We start from the raw sequence: 21,282 nt of genomic DNA, 5'->3' as shown, positions 1-21,282 counted from the left end.
CTCTGACCTTTCCAATATCCTGGAGCCGCTCTTTCACGAACATCACGGTCGCCTGGTGAAAACGATGGGCGATGGCCTGCTCGTCGAATTCCGCAGCGTCGTCGACGCGGCGCTATGCGCGATCGACATCCAGAAGCGCAAGGCAACGGTGGAGGACGAGAAGGGCCCGGACAGCGAAAGGCTGGATTTCCGCATCGGCATAAACCTGGGTGACATCATCGTCGAGGGCGACGACATTCACGGCGACGGGGTCAATATCGCCGATCGCGTGCAGGGGCTGGCGCAGCCGGGCGGCATTGCGATCTCCGGTACGGCCTATGACCAGATCAGCTCCAGGCTGAAGGTGGGCTTTGCATCGTTGGGGCAGCAGACGGTCAAGGGTATCGCCGAGCCGATCCGTGTCTACCGCGTGCTTCTCGCCCCAGAAGCCGCGGGCAAGACGATCGCCGAGAAGGGAGCGCCGACCGCTGCCCGGCTGAAGGGTGTGGGGATCGGCTTGCTCGCGCTGGTCCTGCTGGCCGTGGTCGCCTGGTGGCAGCCCTGGATGCTGATCTCGTCGATAGGCCCAGCGCAGCGCTTCGCCTATCCCCTGCCGGACCAGCCTTCCGTTGCGGTGCTGCCCTTCATCAATGTCAGTGGCGACAGCGACCACGATCACCTGGCCGAAGGGCTGACGGACGATCTCATCACCGAACTGTCCAAGGTCTCCGGCCTGTTCGTCATCGCCCGCCATTCGGTGTTTGCGCTGAAGGGCAACGCCACCAGGATCCAGGACGTGGCGGCCGAACTGGGCGTGCACTACGTGCTGGAGGGCACGCTGCAGCGTGCCGACCAACGACTGCGGATCAACGTCAAGCTGATCGACGCGGTGAGCGGACTTTCGCTTTGGGCCGAGCGCTACGACCGGCAATATGCCGACCTCTTCGCCGTCCAGGACGATGTCATCGGCAAGATCATTGCCGCGCTCGAAGTCAAGCTCAGCGAGGGTGAGCGCGACCAGTTGGCGCGCATTCCAACCGACAATCTGGAAGCCTACGACAACTACATGCGTGCCGAGCAGCAGGGTCTCATCTGGCGCGACGTCGACACCTACCGCCAGACGCTGTCCTTCTATCAGCGGGCGATCGACCTCGACCCGGATTTCGCCGATGCCCACGCCGGCATTGCCCGCGTCGCGGTCGACGTCTGGCGCAACGACTACAACTATCTCTGGTCGGCGGCCGTGGCGCGCAAGATTGCTTATGATGCAGCGGGTCAGGCGCTGAAGCTCGACGCCAACAACGCCCGCGCCCATACCGTGCTGGCGTTGCTACAGCTGGTCGACGGGCGTGCGACGGAGGCGAAGGAATCCGCGCTCAGGGCTGTTTCCGCACAGCCCAACGATGCCGAGGCGCTGGCCAACCTGGCGCTGGTGCTTGTCCAGACCGGCGAACACGAGCAGGCGATCGAGGATATCGACCGGGCCTTGAGGCTCGACCCGTCACCATCCTCCAGCCTGCAGCTACTTGCCGGCATCGTCTACTACACGGCGCGCCGCCTGGAACGCGCCATCCCACTGATCGAGACGGCTGGAAAATCGCTTCCGAAGGCAGAAGCCGTGCGGGAATATCTGGCCTCGGCCTATGCACAGCGCGGCGATCAACAGAGTGCGGCGGCGGAAGCGGCAGAACTCCTGAAGCTCTTTCCCGACACCAACCTCACCTATTACGGCTATCTCTACGACTACTGGCGCGAAGAGGATCTCTACCGCCATCTCTTTGGCCTGCGCGTTGCGGGTATCCCGGAATGGCCCTTCGGCTTCGTCGGTGCGCCCAGCGATCGGCTTGGGCCGGCTGAACTGCAGCAACTGACCGTCGACAAGACTTGGGTGGGCGTGCACAAGAACGGCACGAGCTTCGCGCAGTTCTTCGACAAGGCGGGCAATACCGCCTATCGCACCAGCAATACGAACATCACCGGCCGCGTCGAAGTGAAGGGCAACCAGCTTTGCGAAAAATACGACGGGTACTTCCTCGACCGCATGGTCTGCGGCTACGTCTATCGCAATACGGCCAAGGGTGAGCGCACCGCCGACTACATCAACGTGACACCGCAGGCGCTGAAGTTCTTCTCGGTCGAGAAATGAGGGCGGTCATCCGGCCACGCTTAAGTGGATCGATTTCAGGGCGAGGGTTTCGTCCAGTTGATCGACGCCTTTTCCGTGAGCAGCGTCTGCTCGACCTCGGACCAATGCTTGCGCGAATCGACCACCTTGTTCGGGTTCTTCACGAGACCGTCGGCAGCGCCCGGATCGTAGCTCAGATAAAGCTTGTCCTCGATGATGCGCCAGGCCTTCGGGTCGATGTTGGTCGTCACCGTGCCGAAGGAAACGCCATCGGCGCAATAGCCGCCATATTGCGGCGCGTAGCGGGTCGGTTCCTTGATGAACTGATCGCGGTGTTCGGCACTGGCGAACTGCCAGGTGGCGCCGAGCCAGCGGTAGGTGAATTCGGGCGATCCTTCAACCGCCTTGTTCTCGGTGAAATAGGCGACAGGATCATAACCCTTGATCGCCACGTCGCCGAAGTAGCCGGTGTTCACGGGCTCTTCCGCCCGTGCCGGGCCGGCGAATGCAAACAGCGCCGCTGTCGCCGCGATCGCGCCCGTTATCGGATATCCAGACATGTCGTGCCCTCCGTTTCCGGATGTTACTGTCGTTTGGTGCATTCGCCGTACAGCCATTCACCGACGAGGTCGGCTTTCTGGCAGGTGGCCCCGGCCTTCAGGAGAAGCTCGGCCGCTGGCCAGTGCGAGCGCCATCCTGCTTGCGTCAATGGTGTGTAGCCATTGCGCTCCTTGGCTTCGATGTCGGCCTTGTTGGCGAGCAGGAAGGCGACCACCTCGGCATGGCCCTCTTCGGCTGCCGCATGCAGCGGTGACATCTTGTAGAAGTTGGAGACGTCGTTGACCGCAGCGCCCTTGGCGACGAGCAGTTTGACGGTTTCGAGATTGCCGCCATAGGCAGCCGCATGCAGGGCCGTCAGGCCGCCCTTGTTGCGAATCTCGATGTCGCCGCCGCGGTCGATGAGAAGAGCGACCACCTCGGTGCGTCCTTTGAGAGCGGCGATCAACAGCGCCGGCTCACCGGCCGCATCGGGCTCGGCTATACTGCTTCCCTGGTCGAGCAAGGTTTTGACGCGTCCAACGTCACCGTCCCGTGCCGCGTCGTGCAACGGACCCGCCATCGCCGCCGCGGTAAATGACGCCACCGCGGCGAGCGCAGCAATGAGAGATTTCATCGCCCAACCTCCGCCCCAGCTTCGGTCTCGCTCAATTGGAAAGGGCGAAAATACCACAGAGCGAGGGGTGGAAACAGGCTTACGGCGGTACGGCCCCTACTCCTTTCGGGCGAGGTTTGCGGCGATGGGGCCTGTCAGGCGGCAACCTGCATCAGGTCGAGCATGCGATCGATCGCGCTCGGAATCGGAGCGATGATCGGCGTCGAAAACAGCGGCTGGAGCTGTTCGGCCGCTTGGCCGAGCGGGCCGCCGCCGATGATGACGGCTTCGGCGCCATCCTGTTCGACGCATTGGCGGACGGCGTCGGCGAGGGCCTCCAGCAGCCGCTCCGGGTGGGCGGAGAGCGCAAGCGGATCGCCCGAGGTGCAGCGGATGCCGGTGTACTGGTTCCAGACGCCGAGGTCGCGGGCGCGGTCGTCGATCGCCTGGATCAGTTCTGGCGTCGTGGTGGCGACGCCGAACTTGCGGCCACCCTGTGAGGCCTCGATCATCGAGGCCTCACAGATACCGATCACGGGGATCGCGAGACGGTGCTTGAGGGCGGCAAGGCCGGGATCGCCGAAGGCGCTGACGACGATGCCGAGGCATCCGGTCTCATGCTTTTCGCCGATCTCGACGACCTCGGCAGCGGCTGCATACAGTTGCTCGGGGGTCACGATCATCGGTGGGTTCCGCATGGCCGTGGCGACTGCCACGGCCATGCGTCCTGATGCAGCTTTGCGTGCGATGGCGACCATCATGTCGCTGGTGGCATGCGAGCTGTTCGGGTTGATCAGAAGGATATGTGAGCTCACGTTCTCAGTTCCGCGCCGACTTTGATTTCAGAGGTGTCAGCTTTTGCAAGGTCGGCACCTGCAGGCTGGGTCAGATCCTCCATCGACATGCCGTAGGTCTCGGGCCCGAGCTGGATGCAGAAGGCGAAGACCGCATACATGCTGGCGGCGAGACCGAAGACACCGACCATGCCGTAGACGTCGAAGAGCGCGCCGGCGATGGTGGGGATGAAGGAACCCGCGGCCGAACCGGTTGCCAGGATCAGCGCCACGCCGAAGGCGCGGATGCGGGTGGGGAAGAGTTCAGGCGCATAGATCCAGATCGACGTGTTGAGCAGCAGCACGAAGAACTGGAAGATCGCTCCGAACATCAGGACGAGGTAGATGTTCGTGCCGAGATAGGCGATCGAGACCGCGGCAAGGCAGGCGAAGACGGCACCGAGCGTCAGCACCTTCTTGCGCGGGAAGTAATAGCCGAACATCGAGGCGGCGATGGCGCCGAGCACGCTGCCGCTCTGGATGATCATGCTGTAGAGCAGGCTGCCCTGGAGCGTGTAGCCCATGGAGACGAAGATGATCGGCATCAGGGTCAGCACCGAAAGCTGGGCGCCGTAGCTCATCAGGATGGCGATGGCGACCGGGATGGTGCGGCCGAGATAGGGTGCGCGGAAGAGTTCCTTCCAGTCGCTCTTGACCGGTTCCTCGTCCTTCAGGTGGTCCTTGGTCAGGTATTCCTGGACCTTGAGGTTGCGCGGCCGCAGCGAGCCGGAGGCAAGGATCGAAAGCACCTTGTTGGCCTCGTCGATCTTGCCCTGAGACGCCAGGAAGCGGGGCGTTTCCGGCACGAAGCGGCGGTAGAAGACGACGAGCAGGGCCGGCAGTGCAAGTGCGGCGAAGAGCCAGCGCCAGCTGTTTTCACCCGGGAAGAGGGTGAAGATCATCAGGCCGAAGGCCGGCGCCAGGAAGTTGCCGAAGCCGCCGGCGCCCACATTGACGAGGCCTGCCGCCGTGCCGCGGAATTTCGGCGAGCAGAATTCCGACAGCATGGTCACCGCCGTCGAGATTTCGCCGCCGACGCCGAAGCCGACGATGGCGCGGGCGAAGCAGAGGGTGGCGAAGTTCGGCGCCATGGCGCAGGCGGCCGAGCCGATGGTGAAGAGCAGGAGGTTGATGGTCAGCATCACGCGGCGGCCGTAGCGGTCGCCTAGGATGCCGGAGAGAAGCCGGCCGAGCGCGGCGCTGCCGAAGGTGATGGTGTTGAGGAAGCCGATGTCGGTTCCGGTCAGGCCCCAATGTTCCTTCAGGATCGGGCCGGCAACGCCGATGGTGTTCTGCTCGAAGCTGTCGAACAGGCAGCCGATGAGCACGAGGGCGAGGATCTGCTTGTGGGCGCCGGTGACGCCGATTTTGGTGAAGGCTGATTCCAACTGTCTGATGACCGGCGATGACCTGCCGGACGGCACCATATTTTCCGCTGCCATGGTTCGTTCCCCTTTATGGCTTAACAACGTGAAAACTTAGTTTCATGAAATCTACATTACGAAACCGTGGTTTCATAGAAGATTCTGTGACGCGCTGCGAAAGGACGAAGCCGTTCGGTCGCATGGTTCATGGAATGCAGATTTCGTGCCATATCGTGAGAAACCGAGGTTTCTCATTTGGTATCAAAAGCTTCGCGGAAACAGATCGCCAGCGAGGGGACTGAAACTCAGGTTTCGCTTGCTTGAAAAATATTCTGGTGTTTCAGGCAAATGCCCAATCTGCGCTCACAATTCCTCGAGCGCATCGTTGATGGCTTCGATGCCGCGGAGGCGATTTCGGCCGGACGTTCCGGCGATTTCAATGCATCGGGTGGTGAGCAGATGACAGAGCGCCATGACCGAGACGTGGTTGAACAGCGGCCCCGGCGCCAGCGTCTGACAGCGGAAGTGCCATTCCGCCTGGTTGAGGAAGGGCACGCCCTCGTCAGTGATGTAGAGCAGGTGCGCGCCTGACTTTTCGAGTTGCGCCAGGATGGGCTCCATCAGGGAGACGCGCCGGCGCAGGCCGAAGAGGATGACGACGTCGCTGCTGTTGATGCTGACGAGATGTTCGCCGAGTGTCTGACCGCCGCCCGGGATGGCCGCGATGTTCTCGATCACCTGGGTCATCTGCCATTGCAGATAGGTGGCGAAGGAATGACTGGCGCGGAAGCCGATGACCCAGACCTTGCGGGCGCCGAGAATGGCGGTTGCCGCCGCCGTCACCTGGGTTTCGGATATGGCGAGAAAGGTCGCCTCGATGTTGGCGACGCCTTGCGCCACGTGCGAGGTGAGCGACTGCTCGCCGCCGCTGTCGGTGGCGGTTGCGAGGAACAGACGCGAGCCTGTCTGTTTGTCGGCGCGGGCATGCCGGCGTGCTTCCTCGTAATTGTCGTAGCCGAGCCGCTGGATGAAGCGGGAGACCGTCGCCTTCGACACGTGGGCGAGGGCCGCCAGCTCCTGCGCCGAATAGCTCGCGACCTCACCGGGAAAATCGCAGAGGAAGTCCCCCAGCCGCCGCTCGGCCGGATGCAATTCCGGCAGCACCTGGCGGACGCGGGTAAGGAAGGAACGTTCTTTTGGGCTCATGCGATGTCCATGAAACTGGCGTTTCACGGCAATCTCTGATTTTCGCGGGGATATTGCAAGCGAGGCGGCGAATGCCGCCTCGCTTTCAACTGCTACCGGGCGAGCGGGCCGCGCGCGTCAGTATTTCGACGGTACGTAGAGTTCCGGTGGCAGCACCTTGCGCTCGTAGTCCGGGATGAAGACGCGTTCCGGCAGGGAGATTTCCTCGTGCGGCACGTCCTCATAGGGGAACTGCGTCAGGAGATGATCGATGCAGTTCAGCCGGGCACGCTTCTTGTCGTTGCCTTCGACGATATGCCAGGGCGCTTCCGGGATGTTGGTGCGAGCGAAGGTCTCTTCCTTGGCCTTGGTGTAACCTTCCCAGCGTACCCGCGACTGCAGGTCCATCGGCGAAAGCTTCCATTGCTTCAAGGGGTCGTGAATGCGCACGAGGAAGCGCATCTGCTGTTCTTCGTCAGTGATCGAGAACCAGTACTTGACCAGCCGGATGCCGGAGCGAACGAGCATGCGCTCGAATTCCGGAACGTCGTCGAAGAACTGCTCGACCTGGTTCTCGGTGGCAAAGCCCATGACGCGCTCGACGCCGGAGCGGTTGTACCAGGAGCGGTCGAACAGCACGATTTCGCCGCCGGCCGGCAAATGCGGCACGTAGCGCTGGAAATACCATTGCGTCTTTTCGCGGTCGGACGGTGCCGGCAGTGCGACGACCCGCACGACGCGCGGGTTGAGCCTCTGGGTGATGCGCTTGATGACGCCGCCCTTGCCAGCGGAATCGCGTCCCTCGAAGATCACCACCACCTTTTCCTTGTGGTAGACCACCCAGTCCTGAAGCTTGATCAGCTCCGACTGCAGCCGCAGCAGCGAGCGAAAGTAATCGATGCGCGGGATCGATGGCGGGTGGTTCTTGCGATAGATCTTGCGGATCTCTTCCGACAGCGCCGGCTCGGAGAGTTCGAGCTCATAGTCCTCGTCCAGCGTATCGGCCAGTTCCGCTTCCAGCCAGTCCTGCGTTTCGATCTCGTCGTTCGACCTGTTCATCTGAGCCTCCGGATTGCCCGTGTTCCACGACAACCTTGCATGATGCCATCGTTAGTCGGCTTATTTCACAACCGCATGAAGGGAATTTGACGCGGGTTCGTCTGCGCCCTGATCGGCCCTATTCCTTGAGGTACCAGCCCCAGGGTTCGTCGGCGTCGAAGCTGGTGATCTGCTTGGTTTCCAGATAGTTCGAAAGACCCCAGCGGCCGAGTTCGCGGCCGATGCCCGATTGCTTGTAGCCACCCCAGGGCGCCTCGGTGAAGGTCGGCTGCGAGCAGTTGATCCAGACGATGCCGGCGCGAAAGGCCCGGGCGACGCGCTCGCAGCGCTCGCGATCGGCCGACATGACGGCCGCGGCAAGGCCGAAGCGGCTGTCATTGGCCATGCGGATCGCGTCTGCCTCCTCGCGGAAGGGCTTGACGCAGACGACCGGGCCGAAGATCTCCTCGCGCCAGACGAAGCTGTCCTCGCGCATGTCGGTGAGCACGGTCGGTTCGAGGAAGTAGCCGCTGTTGAGGCCGGCCGGGCGCCCCCCGCCGGCGGCGACCGTGGCACCGTCCTGCCGGGCGCGGTCGATGGCACCCAGCACCTTGTCATATTGGCCACGGGAGACGATCGGCCCGAGCAGCGTGCCGTCCTCCAGGCCAGGGCCGATCTTGATTTTCGCGGCCTCTTCGCAAAGACGCCTGACGACGGTTTCGTAGATCCCCTCTTCGACGAGCACCCGCGAAGTCGCCGAGCAGACCTGGCCCTGGTTCCAGAAAATGCCGAACATGATCCATTCGACCGCCTTGTCGATGTCGCTGTCGGCGAAGACGACGAAGGGCGATTTGCCGCCGAGTTCGAGGCTGACATTCTTGATGTCCTGGGCGCCGGCCATCATCACCTTGCGGCCGGTGACGACAGAGCCGGTAAAGGCAAGCTTGTCGACCAGCGGATGTTCGGTGAGCGGCTGGCCGGCATCCGCGCCGGTGCCGGTGACGATGTTGAGCACGCCGGGCGGCAGGTCGATCTCCTCGGCGATGACACCGAGTTCCAGTGCCGTCAGCGGCGTCAGCTCGGAAGGCTTGAGCACGATGGTGCAGCCCGCAGCAAGCGCCGGCGCCACCTTCCAGGAGACCATCAGCAGCGGGTAGTTCCACGGCGTGATGGCGCCAACGACGCCAAGCGGTTCGCGCACGGCGCGCGCGGTGAAGCGGCTGTCGCCGACGGCGATCGTCTCTTCCGGATTGGCGTCCAGTTCCTCGGCGAGGCCGGCATAGAAACGAAAGCAGCCGGCGGCATCGTCGATGTCCCAGAGCGCCTCCGGCAGCGGCTTGCCATTGTCGGCGACTTCGAGTCGCGCCAGCGAGTGGCGCTTTTCCTCGATCTTGGCGGCGATCGCCCGGAGATAGACCGCACGCTCGGCGCCTGACAGTTTCGGCCAGGAGCCGCTGTCGAAGGCGATGCGGGCGGCCTTTGCGGCCCTGTCCACGTCTTCATACGTTGCGGCCGGCGCGCGGTGGATGACCTCCTCCGTCGCCGGGTCGATCACCTCAAGCGTGCCGCCGCGCCGCGGTTTTTCCCATTTGCCACCAATGAACAGCCGATCCTGCATACCACACCCCTTTTTACCCGGAGCGAGTATGGCTAGTCGGTGCGAAACGCGCCAGCCGCAAGTTACGGCTGGCGTTGATCTTTTTGCCGCGGGGACGTCGCTTCAGCGGCCGGTCGTTCGCCTGCGCCACGCGAGGAAGGGCAGAACCGGCAGCACGGCGCAGGCGCTGGCAAACAGCCAGAACTGCCCGAGGGACAGGAGATTGCTGGTATACAAGGCACCAGAGACGATGCCGGCGATCAAGCAGGCATCCATCAGTGGCAAGCTGATGGCGTAAAGTACCGTCTGGCGCTCCAGAGGCAGGCAGCGTTGCACGAGGGTAAAGTACGTGGCGAAGGCGATCATCTCCGGTATGCCGCCGACGATCAGCAGTGCGCTGGCCGCCAGGTAGTCGGGCGCAAAAATCAGCGCGAAGGTCGAAACGCCTTCGAGCAGGCTGGAGACGAGATAGGCACGAAGCAGCGTCCGCGTACTGGTCAAAACCCTTGCGAACCGGTGTGAGACGACGGCGCCAATCAGGGCGCCGGCACCCTGTGCCGCCAGAAGCAAGGTCCACATCTCCGGGCCGAGATGAAACTGGTCACGATTGAGCCAGAACAGGAACGGCTGCAGCGCACCGAGCGAAGCCATGTAGCCGAAGGCCGGGAGCAGCAAGGTCCAGAGCACGGGGTTCTCGCGGAAAATCGCAATGGTTTCTTGTCCGAAGCCCGATGCGTGCGAGGGGGCAGCGAACTGTCGCACCGGCTTGTCGCCCGGTTGAAGCATCAGCAGAAGGACTGCTCCGATCTGGGCGAGGGCCAGCGCAACAAGCGTTGTCACGATCGAGGTGGAGGCGGCTGCGAGACCTGCTGCCGGTGGCCCGAAGATCTTTGCGAAGCGGTCGATCGCCTGGAAGGCGGTGTTGGCCTCCATGTTGCGGCCGGCTGGAACGACGGCGGCGCGCAGCGTCAACAGACCCGGCGTGATCACCGCATCCGCAGCGCCGATGACCAATACGATCATCTGCAATGTCATCGCGTCCGTTGCGAATGCAAGGCCGGGAGTGGCGACGGCGGTCACGAAGAGGGAGCACAGCACCGGAAGCCGCGGGCCGCTACGCCGTAGGAGCGACGCGACGATCGGCGCAAGCAGGAGGCTCGGCAGCAGGCGCAAGGCAAGACCGCCGACCAGTTCCGCACCGGCGCCGAAGCGGGTTGCAACAACGAGCGGCAACGCGGCGACGAGCATCCAGGAGCAGACGGAATCGACGGCGAGAACGAGGCTGATGCGCCGAAAGGCGGCATCGCCCCAAAGTTTGGAATGGTCCATAGGAGAGCCCGATGAGACGCAATCGATCTCGGGTCGGCCGTATGGGGCAGGTGAGATGAGATCGACGCGAACAGGATAAGCCCGCGCAAGAGGCGGACGGTTCTGGGCTCACAGATGCAAGCCCCGCCTTGCGGGGCAAATCAGGCCATCAAATGGGGTTCGCTCGACATGGTCAGCCATTTACCATGGGCGCTTCTTAGGTGACAAGCGGCAGCCGCGATGATCATGGGCGCCGCTGCCGAGATGCGGCTCTGTGCTATCGCGGTGCGTTGGCCAAGGCCGGCGTGACATTGGCGATCTGCGTGATCACCATGCCGCCGACGATGAAGAACAGGCCGGTCAGCCGCGCCGCATTGACCGGTTTTACGGGGAAACCCATCAGGCCGTAGTGATCGATCAGCATGGAAATCGCCATCTGGCCGCCGATGACGGCAACAATGAAGCTTGCCGCGCCGAGCTTCGGCGCAAGGAGGAGAGCCGCGGTGATGTAGATCACGCCGGCGAAACCGCCGATCCAGATCCACCACGGACCCTTGAATGCCGCAGCAAGGCTGGGCAACGGCGCCCGGAAGGCAATCAGCATCGGGAGGATGAGCGCGAGGCTGACACCGAGCGAGACGACTGTCGCCCAGAGCGGATGACCGAGGAGGCGGCCAAGGTTGGCATTGGCGCCGGCCTGGAGGGGGACGACGGCGCCGGCGAAGATCGCCACGGCAAGCAACAGGAGGGAGGAGAGATTGGGCATTGTTTTTTCCTTCTTTATTGACCCGTTTTCTCTCATCGATGCGGAGAATGGAAATTCCATTTTCTTACGTGCTATATTCGTCTCATGAATAATCTGGCTGGCATCGACCTGAATCTCCTCGTCGTGCTCGACGCCCTGCTGGCGGAACGCCACGTCTCGCGTGCGGCTCTCCGGCTGAACAAAAGCCAGCCTGCGGTCAGCCATGCGCTGGCGCGTTTGCGCGCCCTCTTCGACGATCCGCTGTTGGTGCGCCATGGCGGACAGCTCGAGCCGACGGTACGGGCCTTGGAGATCGCGCCGCGGCTTGCCGAGGCCCTCGCGCAGATGCGCCAACTTATGGGATCCCAGCCGTTCGATCCGGGGCGTGCGCGTCATGTCTTTCGGTTGGCGATGTCCGACTACGCCGCCCTCGTTCTGCTACCGCACTTGATGGCGGTGCTGCGCCGGCAGGCGCCGAACGTCGATCTCATCGTCAGCCAGGCGAGCCGCGAAGTGATGATGTCGCAGACGGTAGACGGTGAGATCGATCTGGCGCTCGGCGTGTTTCCGACGCTGGCCGAGGATCTGAGGACATCCTTGCTGTTCGAGGAGCACTTCGCCTGTCTGGCCGATGGCGCTAGCCTTGGTGACGAAAAAGCGATGGATCTCGCTGCATACCTGGAGCGGCCGCATATTCTCGTCTCGCTGCGTGGCGATACCGGCAATGAGATCGACCTGGCGCTTTCGACTGCCGGACATAAGCGCCGCATTGCGCTGGCGCTGCCCCATTGGGGTGCGGCACCCGGTCTCGTGCTCGGAACCGATCTGGTACTCACCGTTGCGCGCCGTATCCTGCCGCGCGAGGGGGAGACTGGGCCGTTGGTCATTTTCGCACCGCCCTTCGCCATCCCGCCTTTTTCCTTCCGGCAGATCTGGCATCGTCGGCGTGATGGCGATCCGGCTCACCGTTGGCTCCGGGAGCTGATCAACGAAATCCTTGCGCCGCCGAACGCTGTGCCCGCGTCCATGTGATCGTGTGATCCCGAAAATTAAAAGGCCCGGTGCGGCAATGCCGACCGGGCCTTCCTTATAGGCTTTGTTTCGCGTCAGTCGTGGCTGACGCCCTGGATTGCCGAAACCTGCCATTCAGCACCGGGCTTGCGGACGAAAGTCCAGAGCTCGACCGATTCGGTCAGCTTGTCCGGATCGCCGCTGATCACCTTGCCCGTGGTGCGGTCACGCATCACGTCGATGCTTTCATAGCGCATCGCAACGGTCGCGTAGTCGGTGCCGTTTTCGGACCAGGCTTCCGCCACATCGCCCTGGACGAGATGCACGTCGCGCACATCGTTCTTGACGCCGCTCGTCGCGTTGTCGCTCAGCTCCTCGGCGAGATAGGACATGGCTTCCGGTGTCGTCAGGCGGCGCAGCGTGCCATAATCTTCCTCGGCGTAAGCGGCCTGCACGTCCTTCAGCATCTTTTCGAACTGCTCAAGGTCGGATCCCTGGATGCCGATTTCATCGGCCGGACCATCGGTCGCTGGTGCCGGTGCCGGTGTTGCGGTCGGGCGTGCATTCGCCTGGCCGCTGGCTTGGCCATTCGACTGGCCACCGCCGATGCTCGGGATCTTGAACGAGGGCATGCCGCCCGACGGCGACTGAGCCGACGACCGCTCGGACGGGCCGGCATAGGCCGTCTGCTGGCGGTTGCGCCCGAAGAAACGCATGGCGAGCATGATCAGGCCACCGATCAGAAGCATCTGCACGATCAAGCCGAGGAAGCCGGCGGCGCCGCCGAAGCCGCCACCCATCAGCATGCCGATGAGACCGCCGACCATGAGGCCGCCAAGCAGCGAACCGCCAAAGCCGCTGAAGAAGCCGGGACGGGCGTTCGGCTGGGCAGCGTTGGTCGGGCGTGTCTGGCCGGCTGCCGGATTGGTAGCAGCAGGACCGGCATCCTGGCGCGGCGTCATCGAACGGTCGATCGGTGCCGCGTTGGTCGGCGCGGTACGGGTTACGGGCGGCTGCGAGAAGGTGCGGGTGCCGCGGCTGCCGAAGCCGCCACCCGAACGCCGCGCTTCGGCGACGTCCACAACTGTCAGCGCGACTGTCAAGCCGATCGCCATCATTGCCAGAGCTCGTCCAAAACGCCCAAATCGCTGCATTGCCATCAAAACCCCTTATCTTGCTTGGGCTCAAAATGAGCCGTCACGGCATGATATAGGGGCTCAAGCACCGAGATTTAAGCGTTTCGCGTCGCATTTCGGCCAGTTTACCGTTATCCGCTGCCGATCTTCGGGCCGAATCCGGCATGGAATCAGCATCTTCGATCGCACCGGATCTCGTGTTCTCTGACGTAAAGCCTCCCTGCACTTTCGCTAGCGATTGGCCGCCAGGATCATGGCAGCGGCCTTTTCGGCGATCATGATCGTCGGCGAATTGGTGTTGCCGGAGGTGATCGTCGGCATGATCGAGGCGTCGGCAATGCGCAGCCCCTTGAGCCCGCGCAGGCGCAGTTCCGGATCGACGACGCTCTCCGGGTCCGTGCCCATGCGGCAGGTCCCGACCGGGTGGAAGATCGTCGTGCCGATATCCCCGGCGGCGCGCTTCAGATCATCCTCGGTCTCATAGGATGGGCCCGGCTTGAACTCGACCGGGTTGAAGCGGGCGAAGGAGGGCTGCTTGACGATTCGTCGCGTCAACCGGATGGCGTTGACGGCGACGTTGCGGTCGGCTTCCGCCGTCAGATAACGCGGCCGAATGTCCGGTGCGGTGGCGAAGTCCGGGCCTTTAAGGTGCACGGAGCCGCGGCTTTCCGGTCGGAGATTGCAGACGCTGGCGGTGATCGCCGGGAACGAATGGACCGGCTCGCCGAACTTGTCGAGCGAGACCGGCTGGACGTGATATTGCAGATCAGGGGTTTCCTTCTCCGGGCCGGACTTGGTGAAGATGCCGAGCTGGCTCGGCGCCATCGCCATCGGCCCGGAGCGCTTCAACAGATATTCCAGTCCGATCGATGCCTTGCCGAAAAGCGAGTTGGCCTTTTCGTTGAGCGTCGGTACCCCCGTGACCTTGTAGGCCATGCGGAGCTGAAGGTGATCCTGCAGGTTTTCGCCGACGCCGGCGCGTTCGTGGCGAAGCTCGATGCCGTTTGCCTGAAGCACGTCGCCACGGCCGATGCCCGAGAGTTCGAGGATATGGGGCGAGCCGATCGCGCCGGCGGAGAGCACCGTTTCGCGGCCGGCGCGGGCGCGCTTGACCATGCCGTCATGCTGAAACTCGACGCCGGCGACGCGATCGCCCTCGATGATCAGCTTGCGCACATGCGCCTTGGTGAGAACGGTGAGGTTGCCGCGCTTCTGCGCCGGACGAAGGAACGCCTTGGCCGTATTCCAGCGGATGCCGGAGCGCTGGTTGACGTCGAAATAGCCGGAGCCCTCGTTGCTGCCACGGTTGAAATCCGGTGTCTCGGGAATACCGGCTTCGGTGGCAGCCTTCTGGAAGGCATCGAGTACGGCCCAGCGCACGCGGGCCTTCTCCACCCGCCATTCGCCGCCGGCCCCGTGCATATCGTTGGCGCCGCGATAGTGGTCCTCCGACTTCTTGAAGAGCGGCAGAACGTCGTCCCAGCCCCAGCCGGCGCAGCCGAGTTGACGCCAGTGGTCGTAGTCACTCGCCTGGCCGCGCATGTAGATCATGCCGTTGATCGACGAGCAGCCGCCGAGCACCTTGCCGCGGGGATAGCCGAGCGAGCGGCCGTTGAGGCCCTCTTCGGCGGCGGTCGTGAAGCACCAGTCCGTGCGCGGATTGTTGATGCAATAGAGGTAACCGACCGGGATGTGGATCCAGTGGTAATTGTCGCGGCCGCCTGCCTCCAGCAACAAGACGCGATGGCTCGGATTTTCGGAAAGCCGGTTGGCAAGCACGCAGCCGGCGCTCCCCGCTCCGACGACGATATAGTCGAACGTGTCCATGGTTCTCTCTCAATGTTCGGGGCTCGGTCCCTGCTAAATCCGGACCGGGCTTTGGCTCCGTTCCGCCCACGGGCCGCGGGCGGGGAGGGGGCCGTTATTGTCTGTGTTCAAAACCGAGCTTGCGGCCGAGCCGCGAATGATAGAACTCGCCGACGATGCCGCGGCGGAAGACCAGCACGCAGACCATGAAGACGAGGCCGGTGATGATCGTCACCGGGAATTCCGATGTCGCGAGGTAATTCTGCAGCGTCACCACCAGCCCGGCGCCGAAGAGCGGGCCGATCAAAGTGCCGATGCCGCCGAGCAGTGTCATCAGGATCACTTCGCCCGACATCTGCCAGCCGACATCCGTCAGCGTCGCGAACTGGAAGACCAGCGCCTTGACCCCGCCGGCAAGGCCGGTGAGCGCTGCCGACATGACGAAGGCGGCGAGCTTGTAGTTGCGCACGGAGTAGCCAAGCGACACGGCACGCGTCTCGTTCTCGCGGATCGATTTCAGGATCATGCCGAAGGGCGAATGGATGATGCGCCAGATGATGGCGACGCCGATGACGAAGACGCCGAGCACGAAATAATACATGTTCGTCGACTGGCTGAGGTCGATGAATCCGAAGAGATGGCCGCGCGGCACGGACTGGATGCCGTCTTCGCCCTTGGTGAACTCGGCCTGCAGGCAGAAGAAATAGAACATCTGCGCCAGCGCCAGCGTGATCATGGCGAAGTAGATGCCCTGCCGGCGGATCGCCAGGTAGCCGATGATCAGGCCGAGGAACGCCGCGCCGGCGACGCCGACGAGGATGCCGAGTTCCGGCGGCAGGCCCCATTCCTTGACCGCATGCGCGGTGAAATAGGCAGCCCCGCCGAAGAAGGCCGCATGACCGAAAGAGAGCAGGCCGGTATAGCCGAGCAAGAGATTGAAGGCGCAGGCAAAGAGCGCGAAGCAGAGGAGCTTCATCAGGAAAACGGGATAGAAGAACAGCGGCGCCAGGATCAGGAGCACCAGTCCAATTCCAAGGAACACCGTCTGCGCGACGGCCGGACCCTTTTCCTTCGGTTTTTCGATGTCGAGTGTCAGCGTCATATCAAGCATCCCGGCCGAAGAGGCCTGCCGGCCGTATCATGAGAACGATGGCCATGATCACGAAGATCACGATGTTGGAGGCCTCCGGATAGAAGACCTTGGTCAATCCCTCGGCGACGCCGAGCAGATAGCCGGTGACGATCGCGCCCATGATCGAGCCCATGCCGCCGACGACGACGACGGCGAAGACGACGATAATGATGTTCGAACCCATCAGCGGCGAGACCTGGTAGATCGGCGCGGCAAGCACGCCGGCAAGGGCTGCAAGGGCGGCACCCAGCGCATAGGTCAGCGTCAGGAGGAAGGGCACGTTGATGCCGAAGGATTGCACCAGCACCGGGTTTTCGGTGGCAGCGCGCAGATAGGAGCCGAGCTTGGTCTTCTCGATTACCAGCCAGGTGCCGATGCAGACGATCAGCGAGAAGACGATCACCCAGCCGCGATAGATGGGCAAGAACATGAAGCCGAGATTGGTGCCGCCGGTGAGCGCTGCCGGCGTCGCATAGGGCTGGCCGGACGCACCATAGAGATAGCGGAAGGTGCCTTCGATCGTCAGCGCCAGGCCGAAGGTGAAGAGCAGGCCATAGAGCGGGTCGAGCGTATAGAGGCGGCGCAGCATCGTGCGCTCGATGACGGCGCCGACAAGGCCGACGGCGACGGGTGCTATGATCAGCGCCGGCCAGTAGCCGATGCCGAAATGCGACAAAAGCATCCAGGCAAAGAAGGCGCCGAGCATGTATTGCGCGCCGTGGGCGAAGTTGATGACCCGCAGCAGGCCGAAGATGATTGCGAGACCGAGGCTCAGAAGCGCGTAGAACGAGCCGTTGATCAACCCGATCAGCAGCTGCCCGAGAAAGGCCTGCAGGGGAATTCCGAAGATCGTGCTCATGGTTCAGACCCCCAGCACATCATGCAGCGTGTCCATGCGGGCGGACAGTTCCGAAACCGGGAACTCGCCGACCATCTGGCCATGGTCCATCAGATAGAAGCGGTCGGCAACCTTGCTGGCGAAGCGAAAATTCTGCTCGACCAGAAGCACGGTCATGCCGCGTTGCTTCAGGGTTTTCAGCACGTCGCCGATGCGCTGGACGATGACCGGCGCGAGACCTTCCGTCGGTTCGTCGAGCAGCATCATGCGCACGCCGGTCCGCAGGATCCGGGCGATCGCCAGCATCTGCTGTTCGCCGCCGGAAAGCTTCGTTCCGGGGCTGCTGCGGCGTTCGTAAAGGTTCGGGAAAAGCTCGAAGATCTCGTCGACCGTCATGCCGCCGCCAGCGACCGCCGGCGGTAGCAGCAGGTTTTCGTGGACCGAAAGCGTCGAGAAGATGCCGCGCTCTTCCGGGATGAAGCCGAGGCCGTGATGGGCGACCCGGTGCAGCGGCACTTTCATCAGGTCTGCGCCGGCAAAGCTGATTTCGCCCTTGCGCTTGCGCACGATGCCCATGATCGAGCGTAGTGTCGTCGTCTTGCCGACGCCGTTGCGACCAAGCAGCGTGACCATCTCGCCTTCGCCGACCGTCAGGTCGACGCCGTGCAGGATGTGGCTTTCGCCATACCAGGCGTTGAGGCCGGAGACTTTGAGAAGCGGTTTCATGTCAGGCCTCCTCGGTGCCCATATAGGCGGTGCGCACGCGCGGATCCGCCGACACCTTCGCGTAGTCGCCCTCGGCCAGGATCTCGCCGCGCTGGAGCACGGTGACGTGATGACAGAGCGTCGAGACGACGGAGAGATTGTGCTCGACCATCAGCACGGCGCGTTCGCACGCCACTTCGCGGATGATCTCGGCGACCATGCCGACATCCTCGTGGCCCATGCCGGCCATCGGCTCATCGAGCAGCAACACCTTGGGATCGAGCGCCAGGGTGGTCGCGATTTCCAGCACGCGCTTGCGTCCATAGGAAAGATCGGCGGCAACCGCATTGCGCTCCCTGTCGAGACCGACCGAACGAATCAGCTGATCCGCCTTGGCCGTCAGCCCGTCGAGCGCCGACATCGGCTTCCAGAACTGGGTCGCGAGCCCGTTCGGTCGCTGCAGCGCCACGCGCACATTGTCGAGCACGCTCATATGCGGAAACACCGCCGAGATCTGGAACGAGCGCACCAGGCCCATGCGCGCCACCTTGTCCGGCGCCGTTCGGGTGATGTCCTCGCCGAGCAGCGTGATCGTGCCGTCGGTTGGCTGCAGGAACTTGGTCAAAAGGTTGAAGACCGTGGTCTTGCCGGCGCCGTTGGGTCCGATCAACGCATGTACCCGCGCATCATGGACGTCGAGATTGACGTTGTTGACGGCGGTGAAGCCGCCAAAGTCACGGCGCAGGCCGCGGGCGGAGAGAACCACCCGCGGCGCGCCATTCGGTTCGATGACCGGTGCGCTCATCGCGTCAGGACTTCACGAGGTCGCAGCCGCTCTTGGCCGGATCGATGAAGGCTTCAGCACCGGGAATGGTGGCGAGCACCTTGAAGTAGTCCCAGGGTTCCTTGCTTTCGTCCGGCTTCTTCACTTCCAGCAGGTACATGTCGTGGATCATGCGGCCGTTGGCGGCAACCGTGCCGTTCTCGGCAAAGACGTCGTTGACCGGAAGCGCACGCAGCTCCTTGGCGACGGCGTCGGCATCGTCGGTTCCAGCCTTCTCGATCGCCTTCAGATAGGAAAGCACGGCCGAATAGGTGCCGGCATGGACCATGTTCGGCATCTTGCCGGTGCGCTCCATGAAGCGCTTGCCGAATTTGGCGCTCTCTTCGTTGCGGTTCCAATAGAAGCCCTCGGTCAGCGTCAGCCCCTGAGCCGCTTCGAGGCCGAGGCCATGAACCTCGGCGAGCGTGAAGAGCAGGGCCGCGAGGCGCTGGCCGCCCTGGACGATCCCGAATTCGGCCGCCTGTTTGATGGCGTTGGACGTATCGAGGCCGGCATTGGCAAGGCCGATCACCTTGGCGCCGGAGGATTGCGCCTGCAGGAGGAAGGAGGAAAAGTCCGTGGTCGCCAGGGGATGACGGACGGAGCCGACGACCGTGCCGCCGTTTTCCTTGACGTAGTTGCTGGTGTTTTCTTCGAGCGAGTAGCCGAAGGCATAGTCGGCGGTCAGGAAGAACCAGCTGTCGCCGCCCTGCTTGACGAGCGCGCCGCCGGTACCGACCGCAAGTGCATGGGTGTCATAGGCCCAGTGGAAACCATAGGGCGAGCACTGCTTGCCGGTGAGTTCTGTCGTTGCAGCACCGGTGTTGATGGTGATCTTCTTCTTTTCCTTCGACAGCGCCTGCACGGCAAGGCCGACCGAGGAGCTGGTCAGCTCCATGATGCTGTCGACCTGCTCGGTGTCGTACCATTGGCGGGCGATGTTGGACGCGATGTCGGCCTTGTTCTGGTGGTCGGCGGTGATGACTTCCACCGGCACGCCCAGCACCTTGCCACCGAAATCCTCCACCGCCATCAGCGCCGCCTCATAGGAGGATTTGCCGCCGAAATCGGCATAGACGCCGGACTGGTCGTTCAGAATGCCGATCTTGACCTTGCCATCGGATGCATCGGCGAAAGCGGCCGTGCTGCTGGCGAGCATGGCTGCCAATGTTACGATCAGTTTCTTCGTCATTGTGTCCTCCTCCAGAGACGTGAACCGTCGCGTGAAAATACGCGCGGGTTCCGGCGCGCCAGGTGGCGGTGCCGGATCGTTCATTTCGTTCTGTTCATATTTGGCCAGACATGCTCCTCAGATGTCGGCTCTGGTCGTTACAATCCGGAAAAAAACGCTTGGATGCAAGCGGCCCGAACCGTAAATTGCAAACAGGGTCTGTTCATTTTCGAACAGACGGAGAGTGGCGATGAATCCGAATTTCACCTGGGACGATCTGCAGTTCTTTCTGGCAGTGGCCCGCACCGGGCAATTGTCGACGGCGGCGCGGCGGCTCAGAACCAGCCATGCCACGGTGTCGCGGCGGATCGACCGCCTGGAATTTGCGCTCAAGGTGAAGCTGTTCGAGCGCAATCCGCGCGGTTACGTTCTGACCAGCATGGGGCAGCGCTTCATTGAGACGGCCGAGCGGATCGAGCGCGAGACCGAACAATTGCAGCTCGACATCAATGACGGCCTGACGGCGCAGCGTGGTGTCGTGCGGCTGAGCACGCTCGAAGGCTTCGGCAACTTCTTCCTTGCCGATCGGCTGGCGGATTTTGCTGTGAGCTATCCGAATGTGTCGCTGGAACTGGTGGCAATCCAGCAGATCATGTCGCTGTCGCGCAAGGAGGCGGATATCCAAGTGGCGCTGACGGCGCCGAAGGCCGGTCCTTACCATTCCGAGGTGCTGACCCCCTATACGCTGCATGTCTATGGCGCGCGCAGCTACCTCTCGAAACACGCGCCGATCATGGGTCGCAACGATCTGGCTGCGCATCGCTTCGTTGGCTACATCGAAGACATGATCTTTGCGCCGGGGCTTGATTATCTCGGTGAACTGCAGCCGGGATTGCGGGCGCATTTCCAAAGCTCGAGCATCCTGGCGCAGCTGAAGGCGGTGCGCCAGGGGCTCGGCCTCTGCGTGCTGCCGCATTTCATGGCGCGGGAAGAGCCGGATCTGCAAATCGTCCTGCCGGAGGAGATCGAGCTCAAGCGTACCTACTGGATGGTTTGCCACCGGGATCTGGTGGCGGTGCCGCGGGTGAGGGCGGTACGCGAGTTCCTGATGCAGATCGTCAAGGAGAACAGGGGCTATTTCACCCGTGAAGCGGCGGCGCTGACGACAAGCGCACGACGCATGTCGCGGACTTAATTCCAGCGGGATAGCGATGAGGTGCCATCTCTGAGGCGAAAGTGGGTGATTTTCGCTCTGAAAGCTCGGGGATTTGATCTTCCAAATCGACCAAGTTTATCAACAGTGGAAAGAAGTGTTTAATTTCAACAACTTGTC

19 protein-coding genes are annotated in these 21,282 nt (G+C 62.9%); 3 read left to right on the top strand and 16 right to left on the bottom strand.

The window, feature by feature from the left end; translation table 11 throughout:
- A partial coding sequence (locus tag I8N66_RS18945) for an adenylate/guanylate cyclase domain-containing protein (protein ID WP_291156599.1) occupies positions 1 to 2,125 on the top strand: 2,125 nt, incomplete at its 5' end.
- Between the two features lie 35 nt (positions 2,126 to 2,160).
- Here I8N66_RS18945 and I8N66_RS18940 read toward each other — a convergent pair.
- From I8N66_RS18940 to I8N66_RS18900, 9 genes are all read right to left on the bottom strand, one after another.
- Entirely contained in the window at positions 2,161 to 2,664 is a 504-nt protein-coding gene (locus tag I8N66_RS18940; protein ID WP_113541040.1) for a YHS domain-containing (seleno)protein, read from the bottom strand.
- A 23-nt stretch (positions 2,665 to 2,687) separates the two neighbouring features.
- Positions 2,688 to 3,278, bottom strand: coding sequence for an ankyrin repeat domain-containing protein (locus tag I8N66_RS18935; protein ID WP_113541041.1), 591 nt, complete (start codon positions 3,276 to 3,278; stop codon positions 2,688 to 2,690).
- Between the two features lie 134 nt (positions 3,279 to 3,412).
- On the bottom strand, positions 3,413 to 4,072 hold the full coding sequence (locus tag I8N66_RS18930; protein ID WP_291156592.1) for an aspartate/glutamate racemase family protein: 660 nt from the start codon (positions 4,070 to 4,072) through the stop codon (positions 3,413 to 3,415).
- Positions 4,069 to 5,532, bottom strand: coding sequence for an MFS transporter (locus I8N66_RS18925; protein ID WP_162768960.1), 1,464 nt, complete (start codon positions 5,530 to 5,532; stop codon positions 4,069 to 4,071). Before I8N66_RS18925 ends, I8N66_RS18930 begins: the two co-directional genes overlap by 4 nt.
- A 285-nt stretch (positions 5,533 to 5,817) precedes the next feature.
- Complete coding sequence (locus I8N66_RS18920; RefSeq protein ID WP_113541043.1) at positions 5,818 to 6,660, bottom strand: MurR/RpiR family transcriptional regulator; 843 nt, start codon at positions 6,658 to 6,660, stop codon at positions 5,818 to 5,820.
- Between the two features lie 117 nt (positions 6,661 to 6,777).
- On the bottom strand, positions 6,778 to 7,698 hold the full coding sequence (ppk2, locus tag I8N66_RS18915; RefSeq protein ID WP_291156587.1) for a polyphosphate kinase 2: 921 nt from the start codon (positions 7,696 to 7,698) through the stop codon (positions 6,778 to 6,780).
- 118 nt (positions 7,699 to 7,816) lie between these two features.
- Complete coding sequence (locus tag I8N66_RS18910; protein WP_113541045.1) at positions 7,817 to 9,295, bottom strand: aldehyde dehydrogenase family protein; 1,479 nt, start codon at positions 9,293 to 9,295, stop codon at positions 7,817 to 7,819.
- Between the two features lie 102 nt (positions 9,296 to 9,397).
- Positions 9,398 to 10,603, bottom strand: coding sequence for an MFS transporter (locus I8N66_RS18905; RefSeq protein WP_291156582.1), 1,206 nt, complete (start codon positions 10,601 to 10,603; stop codon positions 9,398 to 9,400).
- A 256-nt stretch (positions 10,604 to 10,859) separates the two neighbouring features.
- Positions 10,860 to 11,348, bottom strand: coding sequence for a DMT family transporter (locus tag I8N66_RS18900; RefSeq protein ID WP_291156579.1), 489 nt, complete (start codon positions 11,346 to 11,348; stop codon positions 10,860 to 10,862).
- Positions 11,349 to 11,432: 84 nt separating this feature from the next.
- On the opposite strand from I8N66_RS18900, the gene I8N66_RS18895 reads away from it, so the two are divergent.
- On the top strand, positions 11,433 to 12,359 hold the full coding sequence (locus I8N66_RS18895; RefSeq protein ID WP_291156576.1) for a LysR family transcriptional regulator: 927 nt from the start codon (positions 11,433 to 11,435) through the stop codon (positions 12,357 to 12,359).
- 74 nt (positions 12,360 to 12,433) lie between these two features.
- Here I8N66_RS18895 and I8N66_RS18890 read toward each other — a convergent pair whose 3' ends face one another.
- From I8N66_RS18890 to I8N66_RS18860, 7 genes are all read right to left on the bottom strand, one after another.
- Positions 12,434 to 13,498 carry a Tim44 domain-containing protein gene (locus I8N66_RS18890; protein WP_113541048.1) on the bottom strand — a complete coding sequence of 355 codons (1,065 nt, stop codon included), beginning with the start codon at positions 13,496 to 13,498 and terminating at the stop codon, positions 12,434 to 12,436.
- Between the two features lie 207 nt (positions 13,499 to 13,705).
- Entirely contained in the window at positions 13,706 to 15,301 is a 1,596-nt protein-coding gene (locus tag I8N66_RS18885; RefSeq protein WP_291156571.1) for a GMC family oxidoreductase N-terminal domain-containing protein, read from the bottom strand.
- Positions 15,302 to 15,395: 94 nt separating this feature from the next.
- Positions 15,396 to 16,391 (bottom strand): branched-chain amino acid ABC transporter permease, encoded by a 996-nt coding sequence (locus I8N66_RS18880; RefSeq protein WP_291156568.1) that lies wholly within the window; start codon positions 16,389 to 16,391, stop codon positions 15,396 to 15,398.
- Entirely contained in the window at positions 16,384 to 17,271 is an 888-nt protein-coding gene (locus tag I8N66_RS18875; RefSeq protein ID WP_113541051.1) for a branched-chain amino acid ABC transporter permease, read from the bottom strand. Before I8N66_RS18875 ends, I8N66_RS18880 begins: the two co-directional genes overlap by 8 nt.
- A gap of 3 nt (positions 17,272 to 17,274) precedes the next feature.
- Entirely contained in the window at positions 17,275 to 17,976 is a 702-nt protein-coding gene (locus I8N66_RS18870; RefSeq protein WP_291156565.1) for an ABC transporter ATP-binding protein, read from the bottom strand.
- A 1-nt stretch (position 17,977) separates the two neighbouring features.
- Positions 17,978 to 18,760 carry an ABC transporter ATP-binding protein gene (locus I8N66_RS18865; RefSeq protein ID WP_291156561.1) on the bottom strand — a complete coding sequence of 261 codons (783 nt, stop codon included), beginning with the start codon at positions 18,758 to 18,760 and terminating at the stop codon, positions 17,978 to 17,980.
- Between the two features lie 4 nt (positions 18,761 to 18,764).
- Positions 18,765 to 19,970 carry an ABC transporter substrate-binding protein gene (locus tag I8N66_RS18860; RefSeq protein ID WP_113541054.1) on the bottom strand — a complete coding sequence of 402 codons (1,206 nt, stop codon included), beginning with the start codon at positions 19,968 to 19,970 and terminating at the stop codon, positions 18,765 to 18,767.
- Positions 19,971 to 20,199: 229 nt separating this feature from the next.
- On the opposite strand from I8N66_RS18860, the gene I8N66_RS18855 reads away from it, so the two are divergent.
- On the top strand, positions 20,200 to 21,144 hold the full coding sequence (locus I8N66_RS18855; protein ID WP_113541055.1) for a LysR family transcriptional regulator: 945 nt from the start codon (positions 20,200 to 20,202) through the stop codon (positions 21,142 to 21,144).
- Positions 21,145 to 21,282: the final 138 nt, after the last annotated feature.

The sequence above is a fragment of the Ensifer sp. SSB1 genome (genome assembly GCF_016652895.1).
GTDB lineage: Bacteria > Pseudomonadota > Alphaproteobacteria > Rhizobiales > Rhizobiaceae > Ensifer.
This window is presented reverse-complemented; position numbering and strand designations above follow the sequence as displayed.